General features: G+C 70.5%; 19 protein-coding genes. 9 read left to right on the forward strand and 10 right to left on the reverse strand.

The annotated features are described in order from the left end of the window. Positions 1–2: 2 nt before the first annotated feature. On the reverse strand, positions 3–2,051 hold the full coding sequence (locus tag ASD35_RS12835; RefSeq protein WP_056875328.1) for a M13 family metallopeptidase: 2,049 nt from the start codon (positions 2,049–2,051) through the stop codon (positions 3–5). A gap of 121 nt (positions 2,052–2,172) precedes the next feature. Between ASD35_RS12835 and ASD35_RS12840 the strand changes: the two genes are divergently transcribed. Continuing rightward, positions 2,173–3,108: an NAD(P)-dependent oxidoreductase gene (locus ASD35_RS12840; protein WP_056875329.1), complete on the forward strand. Its 936-nt coding sequence runs from the start codon at positions 2,173–2,175 to the stop codon at positions 3,106–3,108. 6 nt (positions 3,109–3,114) lie between these two features. Here the strand turns inward: ASD35_RS12840 and ASD35_RS12845 are convergent, their stop codons facing one another. Further along, the gene (locus tag ASD35_RS12845; protein WP_056875330.1) at positions 3,115–3,354 is read right to left on the reverse strand and encodes a hypothetical protein; all 240 of its coding nucleotides are present in this window, start codon (positions 3,352–3,354) and stop codon (positions 3,115–3,117) included. A 126-nt stretch (positions 3,355–3,480) separates the two neighbouring features. On the opposite strand from ASD35_RS12845, the gene ASD35_RS12850 reads away from it, so the two are divergent. Then, positions 3,481–4,179: a DUF899 family protein gene (locus ASD35_RS12850; protein ID WP_056875437.1), complete on the forward strand. Its 699-nt coding sequence runs from the start codon at positions 3,481–3,483 to the stop codon at positions 4,177–4,179. Between the two features lie 12 nt (positions 4,180–4,191). Here ASD35_RS12850 and ASD35_RS12855 read toward each other — a convergent pair whose 3' ends face one another. From ASD35_RS12855 to ASD35_RS12865, 3 genes are all read right to left on the reverse strand, one after another. Beyond that, on the reverse strand, positions 4,192–6,576 hold the full coding sequence (locus ASD35_RS12855) for an excinuclease ABC subunit UvrA (RefSeq protein WP_200956041.1): 2,385 nt from the start codon (positions 6,574–6,576) through the stop codon (positions 4,192–4,194). A 145-nt stretch (positions 6,577–6,721) separates the two neighbouring features. Beyond that, complete coding sequence (locus ASD35_RS12860; protein ID WP_056875332.1) at positions 6,722–7,150, reverse strand: VOC family protein; 429 nt, start codon at positions 7,148–7,150, stop codon at positions 6,722–6,724. 90 nt (positions 7,151–7,240) lie between these two features. Then, positions 7,241–7,654, reverse strand: coding sequence for a helix-turn-helix transcriptional regulator (locus tag ASD35_RS12865; protein WP_056875333.1), 414 nt, complete (start codon positions 7,652–7,654; stop codon positions 7,241–7,243). A 114-nt stretch (positions 7,655–7,768) separates the two neighbouring features. Between ASD35_RS12865 and ASD35_RS12870 the strand changes: the two genes are divergently transcribed. Continuing rightward, on the forward strand, positions 7,769–8,110 hold the full coding sequence (locus tag ASD35_RS12870) for a hypothetical protein (protein ID WP_200956042.1): 342 nt from the start codon (positions 7,769–7,771) through the stop codon (positions 8,108–8,110). A 49-nt stretch (positions 8,111–8,159) separates the two neighbouring features. After that, on the forward strand, positions 8,160–9,728 hold the full coding sequence (locus ASD35_RS12875) for an FAD-dependent oxidoreductase (protein ID WP_056875335.1): 1,569 nt from the start codon (positions 8,160–8,162) through the stop codon (positions 9,726–9,728). Between the two features lie 9 nt (positions 9,729–9,737). Here ASD35_RS12875 and ASD35_RS12880 read toward each other — a convergent pair whose 3' ends face one another. From ASD35_RS12880 to ASD35_RS12895, 4 genes are all read right to left on the reverse strand, one after another. Beyond that, positions 9,738–10,226 carry a hypothetical protein gene (locus ASD35_RS12880; protein ID WP_056875336.1) on the reverse strand — a complete coding sequence of 163 codons (489 nt, stop codon included), beginning with the start codon at positions 10,224–10,226 and terminating at the stop codon, positions 9,738–9,740. 10 nt (positions 10,227–10,236) lie between these two features. Beyond that, positions 10,237–11,289 (reverse strand): 2-oxoacid:ferredoxin oxidoreductase subunit beta, encoded by a 1,053-nt coding sequence (locus ASD35_RS12885; RefSeq protein ID WP_056875337.1) that lies wholly within the window; start codon positions 11,287–11,289, stop codon positions 10,237–10,239. Beyond that, positions 11,286–13,121: a 2-oxoacid:acceptor oxidoreductase subunit alpha gene (locus tag ASD35_RS12890; RefSeq protein WP_056875338.1), complete on the reverse strand. Its 1,836-nt coding sequence runs from the start codon at positions 13,119–13,121 to the stop codon at positions 11,286–11,288. The genes ASD35_RS12885 and ASD35_RS12890 overlap by 4 nt, the downstream gene beginning before the upstream one ends. Before the next feature lie 79 nt (positions 13,122–13,200). Beyond that, complete coding sequence (locus ASD35_RS12895; RefSeq protein ID WP_056875339.1) at positions 13,201–14,991, reverse strand: FAD-dependent oxidoreductase; 1,791 nt, start codon at positions 14,989–14,991, stop codon at positions 13,201–13,203. A gap of 146 nt (positions 14,992–15,137) precedes the next feature. Between ASD35_RS12895 and ASD35_RS12900 the strand changes: the two genes are divergently transcribed. Continuing rightward, positions 15,138–15,860: a type VI secretion system tube protein Hcp gene (locus ASD35_RS12900; protein ID WP_162254454.1), complete on the forward strand. Its 723-nt coding sequence runs from the start codon at positions 15,138–15,140 to the stop codon at positions 15,858–15,860. Here ASD35_RS12900 and ASD35_RS12905 read toward each other — a convergent pair. Then, positions 15,838–16,545, reverse strand: coding sequence for a phosphatase PAP2 family protein (locus ASD35_RS12905; protein ID WP_056875341.1), 708 nt, complete (start codon positions 16,543–16,545; stop codon positions 15,838–15,840). The genes ASD35_RS12900 and ASD35_RS12905 overlap by 23 nt on opposite strands. A gap of 129 nt (positions 16,546–16,674) precedes the next feature. Between ASD35_RS12905 and ASD35_RS12910 the strand changes: the two genes are divergently transcribed. Genes ASD35_RS12910 through ASD35_RS12925 form a run of 4 tightly spaced genes read left to right on the forward strand, consistent with a single transcriptional unit; the run spans position 16,675 to position 19,817 of the window. Next, positions 16,675–17,661 carry an SIS domain-containing protein gene (locus tag ASD35_RS12910; RefSeq protein ID WP_056875342.1) on the forward strand — a complete coding sequence of 329 codons (987 nt, stop codon included), beginning with the start codon at positions 16,675–16,677 and terminating at the stop codon, positions 17,659–17,661. After that, on the forward strand, positions 17,661–18,323 hold the full coding sequence (locus ASD35_RS12915) for an HAD family hydrolase (RefSeq protein WP_082580123.1): 663 nt from the start codon (positions 17,661–17,663) through the stop codon (positions 18,321–18,323). Before ASD35_RS12910 ends, ASD35_RS12915 begins: the two co-directional genes overlap by 1 nt. Then, complete coding sequence (gene lptC / locus ASD35_RS12920) at positions 18,320–18,985, forward strand: LPS export ABC transporter periplasmic protein LptC (protein WP_162254455.1); 666 nt, start codon at positions 18,320–18,322, stop codon at positions 18,983–18,985. Before ASD35_RS12915 ends, lptC begins: the two co-directional genes overlap by 4 nt. A 58-nt stretch (positions 18,986–19,043) precedes the next feature. Then, positions 19,044–19,817, forward strand: coding sequence for an SDR family oxidoreductase (locus ASD35_RS12925; RefSeq protein ID WP_056875343.1), 774 nt, complete (start codon positions 19,044–19,046; stop codon positions 19,815–19,817). Positions 19,818–19,979: the final 162 nt, after the last annotated feature.

Raw genomic sequence — 19,979 nt, forward strand, 5'->3', positions numbered from 1 at the left:
GCTCACCACACCTTGCAATGCTGGCCCGCCGGCTTCACGAGCTTGGCGCCGGGCTTGCAGGCAAAAGCCTTCTCGAACTCCGGCATGTTGACGACCACGCCGTTGATGCGCCATTTGGCCGGTGAATGCGGGTCGACCTTGGCATGCACGCGCAACGCCTCCGGGCGCGCGGCCGCGCAGTCCCATTGCGCGAAGCCGACGAAGAAGCGCTGCTCGGGCGTCAGGCCGTCGCGGCTCTCCGCGGTCTTGCCCACCATGTGCGCCTTCCAGGCCTCCCAGGCCAGCACCAGCCCGCCCAGGTCCGCCAGATCCTCGCCCAGCGTCAGCTTCGAGTTGATCTTGATGTCGTCGACGACGGTGTAGGTCGCGTACTGGTCGGCCACGCAGGCGGCGCGCTTCTCGAACTCGCGGCCGTCCTTGGGGGTCCACCAGTTCTTCAGGTTGCCCTGGGCATCGAACTGGCGGCCCTCGTCGTCGAAGCCATGCGTCAGCTCGTGGCCGATGGTGCCGCCGGTGTTGCCGTAGTTGGGTGCCGCGTCCAGCTTGGGGTCGTACAGCGGCGGCTGCAGCACGCCGGCGGGGAAGTTGATGTCGTTCATCTGCGCGTCGTAGTAGGCGTTGACGGTCTGCGGCGTCATGCCCCATTCGCCGCGGTCCAGCGGCTGGCCGATCTTGGCCAGCTGGCGCCGGTGCTCGAAGGCATTGCCGCGCACGACGTTGCCGAAGAAGTCGCCGCGCTGCACGGCGAAGGCGCTGTAGTCGCGCCAGCGCTCGGGGTAGCCCACCTTGTTGACGATGGCCTTGAGCTTGGCCTGTGCACGCGCCTTGGTCTCGGCGCTCATCCACGTCAGGCCGTCGATGCTGCGCGCCATGGCGGCCTCGATCTCCTGCGTCATCTCCACCGTCGCGGCCTTGATCTCCGGCGTGAAGTTGCGGGCGACGAACTCCTGGCCCAGCGCCTCGCCCAGCTGCAGGTCGACAAGCTGCACGCAGCGCTTCCAGCGCGCTTTCAGCTGCGGCGTGCCGGTCAACGTCTGGCCGTAGAAGTCGAAGTTGGCCTGCACGAAGGCGCTGCCCAGCGCCGGGCTGAGGCTGCTGGCCAGCTGCCAACGCAGGTAGGCCTGCAGGTCGGCCACGCTCATGGCCTTCAAGCGCACACCCAGCGCCTTGAAGAAGGCCGGCTCGGTGACGTTGTAGCGCGCTTGCGAAGGCGTGGTGCCGAGCGCCGCCTGGTAGCCCGCCCAGTCGAAACCTGGCATCAGCGCCTTCAGGCCGCGGGCGTCGACGACGTGGAAGGTCTTGTACGGATCGCGCTTGTCGACCTTGGACAGCGAGGCGCGGGCCAGGGCCGTCTCGGTGGCCAGCACGCTGCGCGCCGCCGCCTTCGCCGCCGCGGGCGCCTCGCCCAGCAGCGTGAAGACATGGGCCACGTGGGCCTCGTAGGCGTGGCGGATCTTCAGCGTCTTGGCGTCGCGCTTGAGGTAGTAGTCGCGGTCGGGCAGGCCCAGGCCGCCGGCGTGGGCGAAGGCGATCTGGCGCGTCGCGTCGGCAAAGTCCTGGCCGGCGCTGAAGCTGAAGAAGAGGCGGTCGCTGCCGGCGGCCAGTTGCAGCTCGGCCAGCAGGCCCGGCAGGTCGCGTTTGTCGCGCAGGGCGGCGATGCGGTCCAGCAGCGGCTGCAGCGGCTTCAGGCCGGCGGCCTGCACGGCGCCTTCGTCCATGCAGGCGGCGAAGTAGTCGCCTAGCTTGGCCTGCGTCGGGCTGCGCTCGGCCGCCGGGTCGCCGAGCTTGGCCAACACGCCCCACAGATAGCGCTGGTTCTCGTTGGCCATCTTGGCGTAGACCGACCAGCGCGACTGGTCCGCCGGGATGGGGTTGGCCTGGGTCCACGCCCCGCAGGCATAGCGGTACAGGTCGTCGCACGGGTCCGCGCTGCGGTCCATGGCGGTCACGTCCAGGCTGGGCGTGTAGGGCAAGGCGTCCAGCGGGGTTTCGTCGGCAGCCTGCGCGGCCAGCGTCGCGGCCAGCAGGGCGGATAGCAGCAGTCGTTTCATGGCGGGTGAGCTGATTTGAAGTGCGGCGATTGTGGTCTCGCTGCGCGGTCCTGCCATTGGTCAGAGAGCGGGCTCGGGGCTGGCGGCATCATGTGAGGTTCCGTGCCGCCCACTGCCGCCCATGACCGAAACCCTGCTGCTCCTCGTCCCCATTGCCGCCGAACACAAGGCCCTGCTGCTGGCACGCTTCAACGTCATCGACGCGCCCGACGCCGCCGCCCGCGCCGCCGCGCTGGCCGCACACGCCGGCGAGATCGACCTCGTGCTGACCAACGGCTCGGTCGGCTTCACGGCTGCCGAGATCGCCGTGTGCCCGAAGCTCAAGCTGCTGGCCGCGCAGGGCGCCGGTTACGAGAACCTCGATGTGGCCGCAGCCCGCGCACGCGGCGTGGCGGTGTGCAACGGCGCGGGCACCAACGACGACTGCGTGGCCGACCACGCGCTGGCCCTGCTGCTGGCCAGCGTGCGCGCGCTGCCCCAGCAGGGCGCGGCCGTGCGGGCCGGCGTGTGGCGGGATGCGCTGCCGCTCTACCCCCACTTCGGCGGCCGGCGCCTGGGCGTCATCGGCCTGGGCGCCATCGGCCGCAAGATCGCTGCGCGCGCCGCCGCCTTCGGCATGGTCATCGGTTATCACAACCGCCGTCCGCGGGCGGACGCCGGCGATGCGGCCTATTTCGACCGTGCGGTGGCGCTGGCCGCCTGGGCCGACGACCTGGTCGTCGCCACGCCCGGCGGCGCGGCCACACGCCACGTGGTCGATGCCGAAGTGCTGGCGGCCCTCGGCGCTGGCGGACATGTCGTCAACATCGCCCGCGGCAGCTGCATCGACACCGCCGCGCTGGCCGCCGCGCTGCTGGCCGGGCGCATCGCCGGCGCCGCGCTGGACGTCTACGAGAGCGAGCCGCAGCCGCCGCTGGCGCTGCTGGGCCTGCCGAACGTCATCCTGACGCCGCACATCGCCGGCTGGTCGCCGCAGTCCATCCGCGCGACGGTGGAGAACTTCATCGCCAACGCCGACGCGCTGCGGCGCGGCGAGGCGCTGCTCACGCCGCTCTGAGTGGGTTCACTGGCGCCGGGCTTCGATGACCTCGGCCTCGCCGCGCGGTTGGTAGACGCGGCGGCTGCCCTCCTCCAGCACCTGCTCGACGGCGCACCGGGGCATGGGCGCGGGCGCCTCGAGCAACTCCGGTTCCAAAGGCGGCAGGCTGTCGAGCACCAGCACCGGCTCGACCGCGTGGCTGGGCGTGCCGGGCGGCGAGACCAGCGCATTCAGCAGGCGGCGGGGCATGGGCAGAGGCTTCATGGCAATCGGCCTGCCAAGTAGACGACAAGCCACGTCCGATTGCGACAGCCTGCCAACCATGGATTGGGGATGTCGCCGCCACCCAGGCCCGCGCAGCATGTCCGTTTGCCGCTGCAGGAGCCCTTCATGCCCGACTTGAAACCCGCCGCCGAACTGGCCAGGCAAGCCAGGACGCCATTCCCCGGCGCGTCCGCCGAGTACGACCGTGCCCGGCAGGCGCTGCTGGCCGAGGAGATCGAGTTCCGCCGCCACATGACCCGCCTCACCGAACAGCGCCGCGCGCTGCCGCCCGGCCCGGTCATCGCGAAAAACTACCGCTTCAAGGACGAGCAGGGTTTCGAAGTCGGCCTGAAGGAGCTGTTCGGCGACAAGGACACGCTGGTCGCCTACTTCTGGATGTACGGCCCGCAGCGCGAACGCCCCTGCCCGATGTGCACCAACTGGCTGGGCGCCGTCAACGGCAACGCGGCGGACATCAAGCAGCAGGTGGCGCTGAAGATCCTTGGCCGCTCGCCCGTGGAGCGGCAGTACGCCTTCGCGCAGCAGCGCGGCTGGCGCGACCTCAACTTCGTGCAGACCGTGGGCGACGACTACGCCAGGGACCTGGGCATCCTGATGGACGACGGCAGCGAGTACGCGGCGCTGACCGTCTTCAAGCGCGACGGTGACGAGGTCCGCCTGTTCTGGGCCAGCGAGATGACCAAGGACATGGCCGACCCCGGCCAGGACCCGCGCGACGCGCCGGACATCGCATCGCTGTGGTCCATCCTGGACCTGACGCCAGGAGGGCGGCCGGCGGGCTGGTATCCCAGGCTGCAGTACTGACGGACGCGCGGCTCAGCCCGCCACGTAGGCCGCCAGATGCTTGGCGGTCAACGTCTTCCTCGATTTCACCAGTTGGGCTGGCGTGCCTTGGAACACTATGTGGCCACCGTCGTGCCCCGCGCCCGGGCCGAGGTCGATGATCCAGTCCGCATGCGCCATGACCGCCTGGTGGTGCTCGATGACGATGACCGACTTGCCGCCGTCCACCAGCCGGTCGAGCAGCGCGAGCAGTTGCTCGACGTCCGCCAGGTGCAGGCCGGTGGTCGGCTCGTCCAGCACGTAGACGTTGCCCTTTTCCGCCATGTGGGTGGCGAGCTTCAGGCGCTGGCGCTCGCCGCCCGACAGCGTCGTCAGCGGCTGGCCGAGGGTGAGGTAGCCGAGGCCCACATCGGCCAGGCGCACCAGGATCGCGTGGGCCGCGGGCACCTTGGCCTTGCCGTCGCTGAAGAAGGCCACCGCCTCGGTGACCGGCATGGCCAGCACCTCGCTGATGTCGCGCCCCGCCAGCTTGTATTCCAGCACCGCGGGCTGGAAGCGCTTGCCCTCGCAGTCCTCGCAGACGGTCGAGACGCTGGCCATCGGCCCCAGGTCCGTGAAGATGACACCGGCGCCGTTGCAGGCCGGGCAGGCGCCTTCGGAGTTGGCGCTGAAGAGGGCGGGCTTCACGCCGTTGGCCTTGGCGAAGGCGCTGCGGATGGGGTCAAGCAGGCCGGTGTAGGTGGCCGGGTTGCTGCGCCGTGAACCACGGATGGCCCCCTGGTCGATGGCGACGACGCCGTCCTGTGTCGCGACCGAGCCGTGGATCAGCGAGCTCTTGCCCGAGCCGGCCACGCCGGTGACGACGACGAGCACGCCCAGCGGGATGTCGACGTCGACCTGCTTGAGGTTGTGCGTGCTGGCGCCGCGCACCTGCAGCGCGCCCCTGGGCTTGCGCACGGCGGCCTTCAGCGCGGCGCGGTCGTCGAGATGCCGGCCGGTCAGCGTGCCGCTGGCGCGCAGGCCGTCCAGGCTGCCCTCGAACACCACCTGGCCACCGGCCGTGCCGGCACCAGGGCCGAGGTCGATGACGTGATCGGCGATCGCGATGGCCTCGGGCTTGTGCTCCACCACCAGCACGGTGTTGCCCTTGTCACGCAGCCGCAGCAGCAGCTCGTTCATGCGCTGGATGTCGTGCGGATGCAGGCCCGTGGTGGGCTCGTCGAAGACGTAGGTCACATCGGTCAACGGCGATCCCAGGTGGCGGATCATCTTCGTGCGCTGCGCCTCGCCGCCGGACAACGTGCCCGAGGGCCGGTCCAGCGACAGGTAGCCCAGGCCGATCTCGACGAACGAATCCAGCAGGTGCTGCAACGCGGCCAGCAGCGGCGCGACGGTGCGCGCCTCCTTCGACGTCTTCAGCCCGCGCACCCACTCGGCCAGGTCGCTGATCTGCATCGCGCAGACCTCGGCGATGTTCAGCTTGCCGATGCGCGAGGAGCGCGCCGCCTCGCTGAGCCGCGTGCCGTGGCACTCCGGGCAGGTGGTGAACGTGATGGCGCGGTCGACGAAGGCGCGGATGTGGGGCTGCAACGCATCCACGTCCTTCGAGAGGAAGGACTTCTGGATGGACGGGATCAGCCCGGCATAGGTCAGGTTGATGCCGTCGACCTTGATCTTGGTCGGCTCCTTGTGCAGCAGGTCGTGCAGCTCGCGCTTGGTGAACTTGGCGATGGGCTTGTCGGGGTCGAAGAAGCCGCAGCCGCGGAAGATGCGGCCGTACCAGCCTTCCATGCTGTAGCCGGGGATGGTGATGGCGCCGTCGTTGAGCGACTTGCTGGCGTCATAGAGCTGGGTCAGGTCGAAGTCGCTGACCGCGCCCATGCCTTCGCAGCGCGGGCACATGCCGCCGGTGCGATTGAAGGTCTGCTTGACCGCCTGGCTGGCGCCGCCCTTGTCGACGGTGATGACGCCGGTCGCCTTGACCGACGGCACGTTGAACGCGAACGCGCTGGGCGGGCCGATGTGCGGCTGGCCGAGCCGGCTGAACAGGATGCGCAACATCGCGTTGGCGTCGGTGGCCGTGCCGACGGTGGAGCGCGCGTTGGCGCCCATGCGCTCCTGGTCGACGATGATGGCCGTGGTGATGCCGTCGAGCACGTCCACGTCGGGCCGCGCCAGCGTGGGCATGAAGCCCTGCACGAAGGCGCTGTAGGTCTCGTTGATGAGGCGCTGCGACTCGGCCGCGATGGTGCCGAAGACCAGCGAGCTCTTGCCCGAGCCGGACACGCCGGTGAACACCGTCAGGCGCCGCTTGGGGATCTCGACGCTGATGTCCTTGAGGTTGTTCTCGCGCGCGCCCTGCACGCGGATGAGATCGTGGCTGTCAGCCGCCGCGGGGCTCGTCTTCTTCGTGGCCATCGTCAGTTATCAATGTTGCTGCGCCCCGCGCATTAAACGCGGACCGGCGCCGCGCCGCCGCAAGCCGGCCCGCAGGCGATGTGCGTTTGGCTCATGGCCAAACGCATCGCTGTCCCCTCGGGGGACCGACCAGACTCGCACGCGTTCAGCGCTGCGAGGTTGGGCGAGGGGCTTGCTGGATGCGGATCATGTTGCCCGCCGGGTCGCGCACGCCGCAATCCCTCACGCCATACGGCTGGTCGGTCGGCTCCTGCACGATCTCGGCGTCGGCCGCCTGCAGCTTCTCGAAGGTGGCGGCGAGGTCGGGCGTCGAGAACAGGATCATCGCGAACGTGCCCTTGGCCATCATCTCGGCGATGGTGCGCTTCTCGTCGTCGGTGACGCCGGGCGTGGCCTGCGGCGGGTAGAGCACGATGGACGTGCCCGGCTGGCCCTTGGGCCCGACGGTGATCCAGCGCATGCCGGCATAGCCGACGTCCTTGCGCACCTCGAAGCCGAGCACGTCGCGGTAGAAGGCCAGCGAGGTTTCGGCGTCGCTGTGGGGCAGGAAGGTGGAGTGGATGGTGATGTCCATGGTCAGTGTCCTTGGCGTTAGGGAAGTCCGTGGAAGGCAGTCTAGGTTTGCCGTCCGGCGGGCGCTTCTCGATTCCTGATCGGTTGCCGCTCAGCCGCGGATGGGCCGCGTCACCTGCCGGGCCACACAGGCCAGCAGGCCCTCGGCCTCGGCCGCCGCGTCGCGCCGGTAGACGCTGGGCGGCACGCCCACCAGCTCGGTAAAGCGGGTGCTGAAGGTGCCGAGCGACGCGCAGCCGACCTCGAAGCAGACCTCGGTGACGCTCAGGTCGCCGCGGCGCAGCAGGGCCATCGCGCGCTCGATGCGGCGCGTCATCAGGTAGGCGTAGACCGACTCGCCATAGGCCGCGCGGAACTGCCGGCTCAGGTGCCCGGCCGACATGCCGATGCCGCGCGCCAGCGCCTCGACGTCCAGCGGCTGGGCGTAGTCGCGGTCGATGCGGTCGCGCACGCGGCGCAGGCGGGCGAGGTCGCGCAAGTGGGTGTCGGCGGGCGGGCTGGGCATCGCGACAGGATAGCCAGGGGCGCCCTCGTCCTACGCCAAGCTCGCTCTCGTCCGACGACGGCGACCGCAGCTGCGGCGCAGACTGGATTCATCCAACCACTCATGGAGACCGCCATGGGACACAGCAGCCTCGTGGGCACCGAGAAGGCGCCGCAACGACCCAAGGGCACCGACGAACAAGCCCTCGGCCCCTCCGACCTCAGCGACAGCGGCAGCGACACGCTGGGCGCCGAACGCTTGCCCGCGGCCGACCCGGGCGAGCCGGTCGACGTGACGCTGAACCGCGACCAGGCCGTCGCACCCATCGAGGGCACGGGCGAGGACGCGGACGAGACCGAAGCCACGGACATCGGCGTCGACCGCGTCATCGATTCACCGGACGCCGGGGACCCCGTGCTCGATGCCGACGACGCGCTACCGACGACTGGGCGCGAACGACGCGCCAAGCCCAGCTAGCGCCGCGCCTCCGATATGCTCCCGACTTGTACATACAAGTGGAGCAAGGATGACCTCCCATGACATCGTCATCGCCGGCGGCGGCGTGTCGGGCCTGTACTGCGCGCTGCGCCTGGCCGACGCCGGCCACCGCACCTTGGTGCTGGAGGCGGCCGCGGACCGCTGGGGCGGGCGCATCGAGACCGAGGACATGGACGGCTTCATCGCCGAGTACGGGCCGATGCGCTTCGAGCCGACGCTGCAGCCGCGCTTCGCCGCCTTGTGCGCCGAGCTGGGCGTGGGCCTCGTCGACTTCTTCGGGCCGTCGTCCGACCAGGCCGGCGCCGCCGACCTCGACCTGCCCGAGGCCGAGCGCGGGCTGAACTCCCTGCAGCTGCTGCAGCGCGGCATCATGCTCATCATGGGCCGCGACCCGCACGACCAGGCCTGGATCGACGCGCTGTCCGAAGCCGACTACATGCGGCTGAGAAAGCACGCCCAGCTGCACGGCCAGCCGCTGTGGGACATGGGCTTCTGGAACGCGCTGTCGGCGCAGGGCATCCTCAGCCACCGCGCGCTGGTGAAGCTGCGCGACACCGGGACCTTCTATCACATGATCCCGGAGAACCTGAACGCGGCCGAATGGATCATCTGGTGGCTGCGCGCGCTCAAGACCGTGGGCCAGCGCCTGGCCAGCATCGAAGGTGGTTCGGCGCGGTTGACCGAAGGGCTGCTGACGCGGCTGCGTTCGCACGCCAATGTCACGCTGGCCGGCGGCCACAAGCTGATGGGCGTGCGGCCGGTGGAGCTGGGCAAGCCGACGCTGGCGCTGGAGGTGGCGACGCAGAACGGCGCCGTCACGTTGCGCGCGGAGCGCCTCGTCCTCGCGCTGCCGCGCCTGCCGCTGCTGAAGCTGACGCGCCACCTGCCCGAACACATCGCCTCGCAGCTGGACAGCGTCAACGGCTTCCCGATGTTGAAGGTCTTCTTCGTCTGCAACACGCCGTGGTGGAGCTACGGCCAGCCGCCGCAGCAGTACGCCAACTGCATGCCCACGCGCGAGATCCACTACTTCCGCCGCCCACCCGAAGCCGACGCCGACGGGCATGGCATGGTGCTGCTCTACATGGACCGCCCGTCGACCGAGTTCTGGCGCCACTACGTCATCGACGCCGACCGCCACGACCGCGCCGAGCTGGACCAGAACCCGCGCATCGTCGACGCCTTCGCCCTCTTCGTCGCGCGCGACGTGAAGCGCTCGGCGGAGTCGGCAGCCGGCACGTCGCTCAAGCTGACGGACAGCGCCAGGCGCATCTTCGGCGACCTCAGCCTGGCCGAGACGGCGCGCTACATCCGCGACAGCATCATCACCTACGGCATCCGCGACTGGGCGCGCGCGCCCTACGGCGCCGCCAACCACGGCTGGCAGCCGGGCGTGCGCTCGTGGAAGGTGATGGACGCGTTCAAGGCCTTCGACTTCGGCAGCGGCGCGCGCAACCTGCACATCGTCGGCGAGGCCTATTCGGACTACCAGGGCTTCATCGAGGGCGCGCTGAACAGTGCCGAGCTGGCGCTGGCCACCATCCCGGCCAAGCCGGTGGACGAGGCCGCCGAGGAGCCCAGCCTGGGGCTGTCCTGAGCCGGCGCTTCAGGCGGCCTTGGCCGGCGCGGCCACGCAGCTCTTGGCCGTCGCCACGCCACGCAGGAAGCCGCGCCGCACGCCGCCTGCCGTGATGGCCGCGCTGACCTGGCGCGCATAGCGCTCGGCGCCGGTCAGCTTGCGCACCCAGCCGCGAAAGGGCATGACGCCCTCGGCGGTGCGCTGCAGCGCATTGGTGGCGGCGTCCTCGCCGCGTTCCAGCAGGCCGGTGTTGCCCTTGGCGGGCGGCGCGTCGAGGTCGGGGCCGAGCACTTCGTCCAGCGCCTGGATGCTGGCCGCCAGGCCGGCGCAGCTGGCATCGGCCGGCATGGCGTAAGGCGCCGCCGCGGCGGCCTTCAGCACGTCGGGGATGTCGGCGCGGACGACGTTGAGGTCGGTCAGCGGCGTGGTGGCCGCGGTGGCGACCTTGTCTTGGCTTGATGAAGCGCAGGCGGTCAGCGCTGCAGCGAGGAGGAGGGTGAAATGGTGTGGGCGCATGGCCCGCGCATCATCTCAGCCCGGCGTTGATCTTTGCGAGCGCCTCGGCACCGGGGCAGAGTTCTTCTTCACCTAGCGCATTCAGTGCGCCGGCCGACGTGCGCTGCGCCGCGTGCCAATCCCTCGCCGCCGGGTCGACGTAAAGCAAGCCGGTGGCGATCTCACCGGCCGCCGCGCGCAGCTGCATCGCGTTCATCGCGCCCAGGCGGGCGGTGGGGTCGTAGTCGGCGTCCATCTTGCGCAGCCGCAGCGTCGAACCATCGGCCTGCGGCACGTCGATGACGTCCGGCCCGTGCTCGACAACCTGCTCGGGCGCCAGGTCGATGAAGTCGATGCGGTTCAGCGCCTCGTTGTGGGCGCGCACATGGTCATAGCTGCGCGTCGAGCCGGCATGGTTGTTGAAGGCCACGCAGGGGCTGATGACATCGATGAAGGCCGCACCGCCGTGGCGGATGGCGCCTTCGATCAGCGGCACGAGCTGCGCCTTGTCGCCCGAGAAGCTGCGAGCGACGTAGGTGGCGCCCAGCTGCAGCGCCAGCGCGGCCAGGTCGATGGCGGCGTCGTTGTTGGTTGCGCCCTTCTTGGCCACCGAGCCCTTGTCGGCCGTGGCGCTGAACTGGCCCTTGGTCAGGCCGTAGACGCCGTTGTTCTCGACGATGTAGACCATGCGCACGCCGCGCCGCATCGCATGCGCGAACTGGCCCAGGCCGATGGAGGCGGAGTCGCCGTCGCCGGAGATGCCCAGGTAGAGCAGCTCGCGGTTGGCGAGGTAGGCGCCGGTCAGCACGCTGGGCATGCGGCCGTGCACGGTGTTGAAGCCGTGGCTGGCGCCGAGGAAGTAGTCGGGCGTCTTGCTGGAGCAGCCGATGCCGCTGAGCTTGGCGACGCGGTGGGGCTCGATGTCGAGCTGCCAGCAGGCCTGCACGATGGCACCGGAGATGGAGTCGTGGCCGCAACCGGCGCACAGCGTCGAGACCTTGCCTTCGTAGTCGCGGCGCGTGTAGCCGACGGCGTTCTTCGTCAGGCTGGGGTGGTGCAGCTTGGGCTTCGCGAGGTAGGTCATGCGGCGCTCCTCGGGGCGGTGGCCAGCGTGTGGACGTGCCGCGTGATCGCGTCGGTGATGAAGCGCGCCGTGATGGGCGTGCCGTCGTAGTGCAGCACCTTGATGAGCTGGCTGGGCGGGACTTCCAGTTCGTTGATCAGCAGGCGGCGCATCTGCGCGTCGCGGTTCTGCTCGACGACGAAGACGGCGTCATGCGCAGCGATGAACTCGGCGACCGACGGCGCGAAGGGGTAGGCGCGCAGCCGCATCGCGTCGATGTGGATGCCGGCGTCGGCGAGCGCCGCCAGCGCCTCGTCCATGGCCGGCGCGGTGGAGCCGAAGTAGACGACGGCGACACGCGTCTTCTGCGCGGCGGCGCGCACCAGCGGCTGGGGTGCGAGCAATGCGGCGGTTGCGAACTTGCGGGCCAGCCGCTCGACGTTGCGGACGTAGTCGTCGCCGCGCTCGGAGTAGATGGCCTGCTCGTTCCTGGTCGTGCCGCGCGTGAAGTAGGCGCCCTTGGCTGCGTGCGTGCCGGGCAGCGTGCGCCAGGGGATGCCGTCGCCGTCCACGTCCTTGTAGCGCGCGAACTCGCGGCCGGCGTCCAGCATCTCCGCCGTCATGACCTTGCCGCGGTCGTAGCGGCGTTCGTCGTCCCACTCGAGCGGCGCGCACAGGCGCTGGTTCATGCCGATGTCGAGGTCGCTCATCAGGAAGACCGGCGTCTGCAGCCGCTCTGCCAGGTCCAGCGCGGCAGCGGCGAACTCGAAGCATTCGCGCGGGTCCTCGGGCAGCAGCAGCACGTGTTGCGTGTCGCCGTGCGAGGCGTAGGCGCTGCAGAGCAGGTCGGCCTGCTGCGTGCGCGTGGGCATGCCGGTGCTGGGGCCGCCGCGCTGCACGTCGATGACGACGAAGGGGATCTCGGCGAAGTAGGCCAGGCCCAGGAACTCGGTCATCAGCGACACGCCGGGCCCGGACGTGCAGGTGAAGGCGCGCGCGCCGTTCCAGCCCGCGCCGGTGATGACGCCGATGGAGGCGATCTCGTCCTCGGCCTGCACGATGGCGACCCGCTTCTCGCCGGTGGCGGGGTCGACACGGAACTTGGCCGCGTACTTCTCGAAGGCCTCCGCGACCGACGACGACGGCGTGATCGGGTACCAGGCGCAGACGGTCGCGCCGCCATACACGCAGCCCAGCGCCGTCGCGGCATTGCCTTCGATGAAGATCCTGTCGCCCACCGCGTCCGCGCGCTTCACGGCCAGGCCGAAGGGTTGCACGGAGAGATGGTCGCGCGCGAACTCGCGGCCGGCGTGCAGCGCGCGCACGTTGGAGTCCAGCAGCCGCTCCTTGCCCTTGTACTGCTCCGCGAACAGCTTCTCGATGACGCCGGCTTCGATGCCCATCAGCTCGCTCAGCGCCCCGAGCACGAGGATGTTCTTGAACAGCGTGCGCTCGCGCGGCACGTCGTAGGTCGCGTTGCAGATGGCCGTGGCGGGCATGCCGATGACGTGGATGTCCGCACGGAAGGCGCTGGGGGGCATCGGCTTGGTCGCGTCGTAGAACAGGTAGCCGCCGGGTTCAATCTCGGCCACGTCCTGGGCCCAGGTCTGCGGGTTCATCGCCACCATCAGGTCCACGCCGCCGCGCCGGCCCAGCCAGCCGGCCTCGCAGACGCGCACCTCGTACCAGGTCGGCAGGCCCTGGATGTTGCTCGGGAAGATGTTGCGCGGGCTGACCGGCACGCCCATGCGCAGGATGGCGCGGGCGAACAGCTCGTTGGCCGACGCCGAGCCGGAGCCGTTGACGTTGGCGAACTTGACGACGAAGTCGTTGGTGGCTTCGATGCGGCTCATGCGGCCTCCCGACGGGCCGCCCCTAGGGAGGCCGAGCCCCCTCGGGGGGCAGTGCGCAGAGCGCACGTGGGGGTTGTCGTCATGCGACCTCCTTGCGCGTCGCATGATCGCGGCTGGCCGCGCCCGCCTTGGCCGTGATCAGCATGAACTTCTGCATGTCCCAGGCCCCCGTCGGGCAGCGCTCGGCGCACAGGCCGCAGTGCAGGCAGACGTCCTCGTCCTTGGCCATGACGCGGCCTGTCTTCAGTCCGCCTTCGACGTAGATGTCCTGCATCAGGTTCAGCGCCGGTGCGTTCAGCCGCTCCCGCAGGTTGGGCGCGTCGGCGGTGAAGGTGATGCAGTCCATCGGGCAGATGTCCACGCAGGCGTCGCATTCGATGCACAGCTTGGGCGCAAACACCGTCTGCACGTCGCAGTTCAGGCAACGCCCCGCCTCCTTCAGCGCAGCGGCTGCGTCGAAGCCCAGTTCCACCTCGACCTTGATGCTGGCCAGCGCAGCCTCAGCCGCCGCCCACGGCACCTTGCTGCGCAGGTCCAGCGTGATGGCGTTGTCGTAGCTCCATTCGTGGATGCCCATCTTCTGGGACACCAGGTTGACGTGCGGCGGCGGGCGCTGCGTGACCGGCTCGCCGTGCAGCAGCCGGTCGATGCTGACGGCGGCCTCGTGGCCGTGGGCGACCGCGGTGATGATGTTCTTCGGCCCGAACGCCGCGTCGCCGCCGAAGAACACCTGCGGCAGCGAGGACTGGAAGCTCAGCTTGTCCAGCACCGGCAGGCCGTCGTCACCGAAGGCGATGCCCGCGTCGCGCTCTATCCACGGGAAGCTGTTCTCCTGGCCCACCGCGATCAACACCTCGTCGCAGGGGATGACGACCTCCTCGCCCGCTTCACTGCCAGGTTTGGCCTTCTTGAAGCGCATGCCGGTCAGCTTGCCGTCGACGTGCTCGAAGGCCAGCGGCACATGGAAGTCCAGGATCGGAATGCCTTCATGCTCGGCGTCCTCCTTCTCCCAAGGCGAGGCTTTCATCTGCGCATAGCCGCTGCGCACGGCCACCGTCACGTTGCTGGCGCCCAACCGCCGCGCCGAGCGGCAGCAGTCCATCGCCGTGTTGCCGCCGCCCAGCACGATGACGCGCGGCGCCACGGCGGTCACATGGCCGAAGCTGACGCTGGACAGCCAGTCGATGCCGATGTGCACCTGCGCCCGCGTCTCGTCGCGTCCCGGCAGTGCCAGGTCGCGCCCGCGCGGCGCGCCGCAGCCGACGAAGACGGCGTCCCAGCCCTCGGCCAGCAGCGCCTTCATCGAGCCCACACGCTGGCCCGCACGCCACTCCACGCCCAGGCCGAGGATGTAGCCGCACTCCTCGTCGATGACGCGCTCCGGCAGCCGAAAGCGCGGGATCTGCGTCCGGATGAAGCCGCCCGGTTTCGCTTCGCCGTCGAACACGGTGACCGCATAGCCCTCCAAGGCCAGGTCGCGCGCCACCGCCAGCGACGCCGGCCCCGCGCCCACGCAGGCCACGCGCTTGCCATTGCGCGCGGCGGGCTTGGGGACCATCGCGCGGAACTCGTCGCTCTTGTTGTCAGCGCAAACACGCTTGAGCCGGCAGATCGCCACGGGCTCCGGCTTGGCCGCCTGTTTCTCTTCCACCCGCCCTCTCCGGCACGCGGGCTCGCAGGGGCGGTCGCAGGTGCGCCCCAGCACACCGGGGAACACGTTGCTGACCCAATTGACCCAGTACGCCTCGTCATGCCGTCCCTGGGCGATGAGGCGGATGTACTCCGGCACGGGGGTGTGCGCGGGGCAGGCCCACTGGCAGTCCACCACCTTGTGGAAATAGGTGGGGTTGGCGGTATCGGTCCACTGCACGGCGTCTCCTGGCGTGCTGCGATCGGGCCAGTCTAGGACTGCGGCCGCGGCGCCGGTTCTGTGGAAACCCTTTGCTGGGGATGGTGCTGGCCAGCCGCCCTGACAGCATCCGCGCCACGCCCATCCCGGGCGCAACGGAGCAACACATGACGACTCATCTCATTCCCCGCGCCTGGCGCGGTGCGCTGATCGCCCTGGGCCTGGCCACGGCCGGCCTCGCCCACGCGGCCACGGACTACTTCCTGCAGATCGATGGCATCAAGGGCGAATCCGTCGAGCGCAGCCACAAGGACTGGATCGACATCGAAAGCTTTTCCTGGGGGCTGACGCTGGTCACGGGCAGCGGCGGCGGCGGCAGCACCAGCGGCAAGGCGACGTTTTCCGACCTGGCGTGGACGCAAGGCGTCGACATCTCGACGCCCAAGTTCTTTGTCAACGTCGCCACCGGCAAGCACCTGCCCAAGGTCACGCTCGACGTGACGCGCACATCGCCCAAGGGCGGCGCGGAGTCCTTCTTCCAGATGATCTTCACCGACACCATCGGCACCGGGCTCAGCCTCGGCGGCGGCGGCGACGACGTGATGGTGAGCGCCTCCATGACCTCGGGCACCAGCGTCAAGCTGCGCTATCGGCCGGAGTCCAAGGCAGGCGGCTTCGGCGACTGGGTGGAGGGCAGCTTCAACATCCAGACCAACTCGACCAAGGCGCTGTTCAGCGGCGACGAGACCGTGCTGCTGGGCCTGTTCGGCGCGGGCGGCAACATCGCCTTCGACGCCGGAGCCATCACGCCCGTGCCTGAGCCGGCCAGCGCGGCGCTGCTGCTTGGCGGGCTGGCCCTGCTGGCGCTCAGGCGACAGCGAGCCGGCTGACGCGCCAGGAGCCGGCCTGGGCCGCCGCCACGGTCACCGCCCAGCAGACCCAGGCGGTCCACATCGTGTGGCTGGGGTAGTGGGCGCCGCGCAGCATCTGCCCGACGCCGTAGACGACGCCCAACGAGACCACCATCGCCACCCAGGCCCTCGCTGCGCGCGGGTAGGCGCGACCCAGCACCCAGCCGCCGCACAGGAAGGCGAACGCCGCGCTGGCATGCCCGGACGGGAAGCAATGCCCGCCGCCGCCGTCGCGCAGGCCCAGCGCCCAGTGCGACACGTAACGCGCGGCGCCGCCGAACTCGTGCAGGTCCCAGGGGCAGCTCGTCAGGCTGACACGCTTGATGAGCGACACCGCGGCCAGGCATGCGAGCGTCACGAGCAGCCAGCTCAGGCGCTCGCGCCGGTTCAGCGCCGGCAGCACCCGTGCCGGCCGCAGGTTGGCGAGCACGATGAAGGCGAGCACCAACCATGACAGCAGGCGGCCGCCCTGGTGGATGAACTGGCCCGTGAACCATGCATCGCGCCAGGCAAAGCCCGTGGCGCTGCCGACCTGGCGCATCGCCCACAGGTCCAGGCCGCTCGCATCCCACAGCAGCAGCGCCAGCAGGCCGGCGCCCAGCGACCACAGGCCCGTCGGCAATGGAGCGACGCGTGGGGGGTGGGTCGACAAGCGGGTCTGCATGGCGGCGGATTGTTGGGCGCACGATCCGCGGCAGGCTTGCACCTGGCTGGCACGACACCTCCCAGAAAACCCGCGGCCCGGCGGGCCTCACGCCCGCGCCGCCGCGCGGCCCTTGTCTACACTGGCCGCATGAGTGCTCCCCCCTTTGCCGCCGAGCGCGCCATCCGCATGGGCCGCGAGGCCCTGGCGGTCGAGGCCCGCGCCCTGAGCGAGCTCGGCCCGCGCCTGGGCGAAGCCTTCGCCCGCGCTGTCGAGGCCATGCTCGGCTGCCGCGGCCGCGTCGCCGTCATGGGCATGGGCAAGAGCGGCCATGTCGGCCGCAAGATCGCCGCCACGCTGGCCTCCACCGGCACGCCGGCCCTGTTCGTCCACCCCGCCGAGGCGGCGCACGGCGATCTCGGCATGGTCACGCCCGGCGACCTCGTGCTGGCGCTGTCCAATTCCGGCGAGAGCGACGAGCTCAACGCCATCCTGCCCGTGCTCAAGCGCCTGGGCATCCCCGTCGTCGCGATGACCGGCAGGCCCGAGTCCAGCCTCGCGTCGCATGCGGACGTGGTGCTCGACAGCGCCGTGTCCGAGGAAGCCTGCCCGCTGCAGCTGGCGCCCACTGCCAGCACCACGGCGCAGATGGCGCTGGGCGACGCCCTGGCCGTGGCGCTGCTGGACGCCCGCGGTTTCAAGGCCGAGGACTTCGCCCGCTCCCACCCGGGCGGCGCCTTGGGCCGCAAGCTGCTGACCCATGTGCGCGACCTGATGCGCAGCGGCGACGCCCTGCCCCGCGTGGCCGCCACGACGCCGTTCACGGAAATGATGCGCACGATGAGCGCCAAGGCCCTGGGCCTGGCCATCGTCGTCGACGCGGACGACCATGTGCAGGGTGTCTTCACCGACGGCGACCTGCGCCGCCTCATCGAGCAGGGCCACGACCTGCGCGCGCTGACCGCCGCCGAAGTGGCCCACCCCAAGCCGCGCACCGTCGGTGCCGAGGCGCTCGCCGTCGATGCCGCCGACCTGATGGAAGCCGCACGCATCACCGTCGTGCTGGTCGTCGACGAGGAGCGGCGGCTGCTCGGGGCGGTGAGCATCAACGACCTGATGCGCGCGAAGGTGATCTGATGGCGGCACTTCGCTTCCCACCCGAGCTGCTCGTCAAGGCCCAGGGCACCGGCCTGGCCATCAAGCTCGCCATTTTCGACGTCGACGGCGTGCTGACCGACGGGCGCATCTATATCGGCGAGCGCGGCGAGGAGTTCAAGGCCTTCAGCACGCTGGACGGCCATGGGCTGAAGTCACTGCAGCAAGCAGGCATCACGCCGGTGGTCATCACCGGCCGCGACAGCCCCGCCGTGCGCCGCCGCGTCGCCGACCTGGGCCTGATGCATGCCGCCTACGGCATCAAGGACAAGCTCGCCGCCGCCGAGCCCTTGCTGGCGCAGCTGGGCGCGAGCTGGGGCGAGGTGGCCGCCATGGGCGACGACTGGCCGGACCTGCCGCTGATGACCCGCGCCGGCTTCGCCTGCGCCCCGCCCGGCGCGCACGCCGAGGTGCTGGCCATCGCCGACCACGTGACACGCGCCCCGGCCGGCCATGGCGCCGCGCGCGAATGCTGCGACCTGCTGCTGATGGCCGCGGGCCACTACGAGCGCCTGCTGCATTCGCATCACGACACCCTCGACGGGGGCGGGCCGCCGGAGGCCGAGCGCCGGGCCGCTCCCGAGCCGGCCCCCATCCCCGCGGGGGATCGCTCGACGTACCCGTCGGGCGAGGGGCAAACATGACCCCCGCCGCGCTGCCGGTACCGACCCCGCGCCGCCGCCCGCCCCAACCCTGGCTGTGGCGCGTGCAGAGCCTGTTGTCCAACTACCTGCCGCTGCTGCTGATGGCCTTCCTGGCCAGCGGCACCTGGTGGCTGGTGAAGAACACACCGCTGATCGGCGAGCCCGGCGAGCAGGCCCCGCCGCGCCATGAGCCCGACTACCGCATGGTCAATTTCGAGATCCAGCGCATCGGCGCCGACGGCCGCCTCAACGTGCAGATCGCCGGCGCCGAGCTGCGCCACTTCCCCGACACCGACACCGTCGAGATCGACCAGGTGCGCGTGCGCGCCGTCGCACCCGATGGCAGCCTCGCCATTGCCGAGGCCAAGCGTGCCGTCAGCAACGGCGACGGCAGCGACCTGCAGCTGTTCGGCAACGTGCACCTGCGCCGCCTGCCGCCCGGCTCGGGCGAGAACGCGCCGGCCCAGCTCGAGGTGCGTGGCGAGTTCCTGCAGGCCCTGTCCAACAGCGAGATCCTGCGCTCGGACCTGCCCGTCACCATCCGCCAGGGCGGCGCGACGCTGCAGGCGCAGAACTTCGAGTACCGCCACCTGACCGGCCAGGTCCGCTTCACCGGCAGGGCGCAGGGGCAGATCGCCTCGCCGGCCAAGGGCAGGCCGTGACCGCCATCCAGGCCGAGCACGCGGATCGGCGCGCGCACCCGCGGGACCAGGGGCTTCAGTGACCGAGCTCGTCTTCATCACCGGCGCCTCCAGCGGCATCGGCCAGGCGCTGGCGCTGCGCTACTACCGCGATGGCGCGCGGCTCGCCCTGGTGGCACGACGCACCGCGGAAGTGGCGCGGTGGGCCGCGGAACAACGGCTCGACGCCGCCCGCTTCAAGGTCTACGGCGCCGACGTGTCCGACCTGGACGCCATGGCCCGCATCGGCCGCGACTGCATCGCGGCGCAAGGCCTGCCCGACGTCGTCATCGCCAATGCGGGCATCAGCATCGGCATGGACACGACGCAGTTCGACGACCTGGACGTGATGCGCCGCAGCTTCGCGACCAACAACGTCGGGCTGGCCGCCACCTTCCATCCCTTCGTGGCCGCGATGAACGCACGCGGCTCGGGCACGCTGGTCGGCATCGCCAGCGTCGCGGCCATCCGCGGCCTGCCGGGGCACGGCGCCTACTGCGCCAGCAAGGCCGCCGTCGTCGCCTATTGCGAAAGCCTGCGCGGCGAATGCCGGCCCTTCGGCGTGCGCGTCGTCACGCTGCTGCCCGGCTACATCGACACGCCGCTGACGCGCGGCAACCGCTACAGCATGCCCTTCCTGATGCAGGTCGACGACTTCGCCGACCAGGCCGTGCGCGCCATCCGCGCCCAGGTCAGCTACCGCGTCATCCCGTGGCAGATGGGCGTGGCGGCCAAGCTGCTGCGCCTGCTGCCCAACTGGCTCTACGACCGCGCGCTGGGCAGCCGGCCGCGCAAGAAGCGGGCGAGCGAGTAGCCAGCCGCGCGGCGGCCTCGCTACACTGCGCGCCTTCGGACCGAGAGCCGGCCCTGGACGGGCGGCGAAGGAGGACATCATGGCCAAGGTGCTTCACCCCTGCTAACGCCCTTGCGCTGACGCCCCAGTCAGCCGCACGCCGGTTGCCGCCCCAGAGCGCGC

It is taken from the genome of Pelomonas sp. Root1444, from assembly GCF_001426885.1.
Classification (GTDB): domain Bacteria; phylum Pseudomonadota; class Gammaproteobacteria; order Burkholderiales; family Burkholderiaceae_C; genus Pelomonas.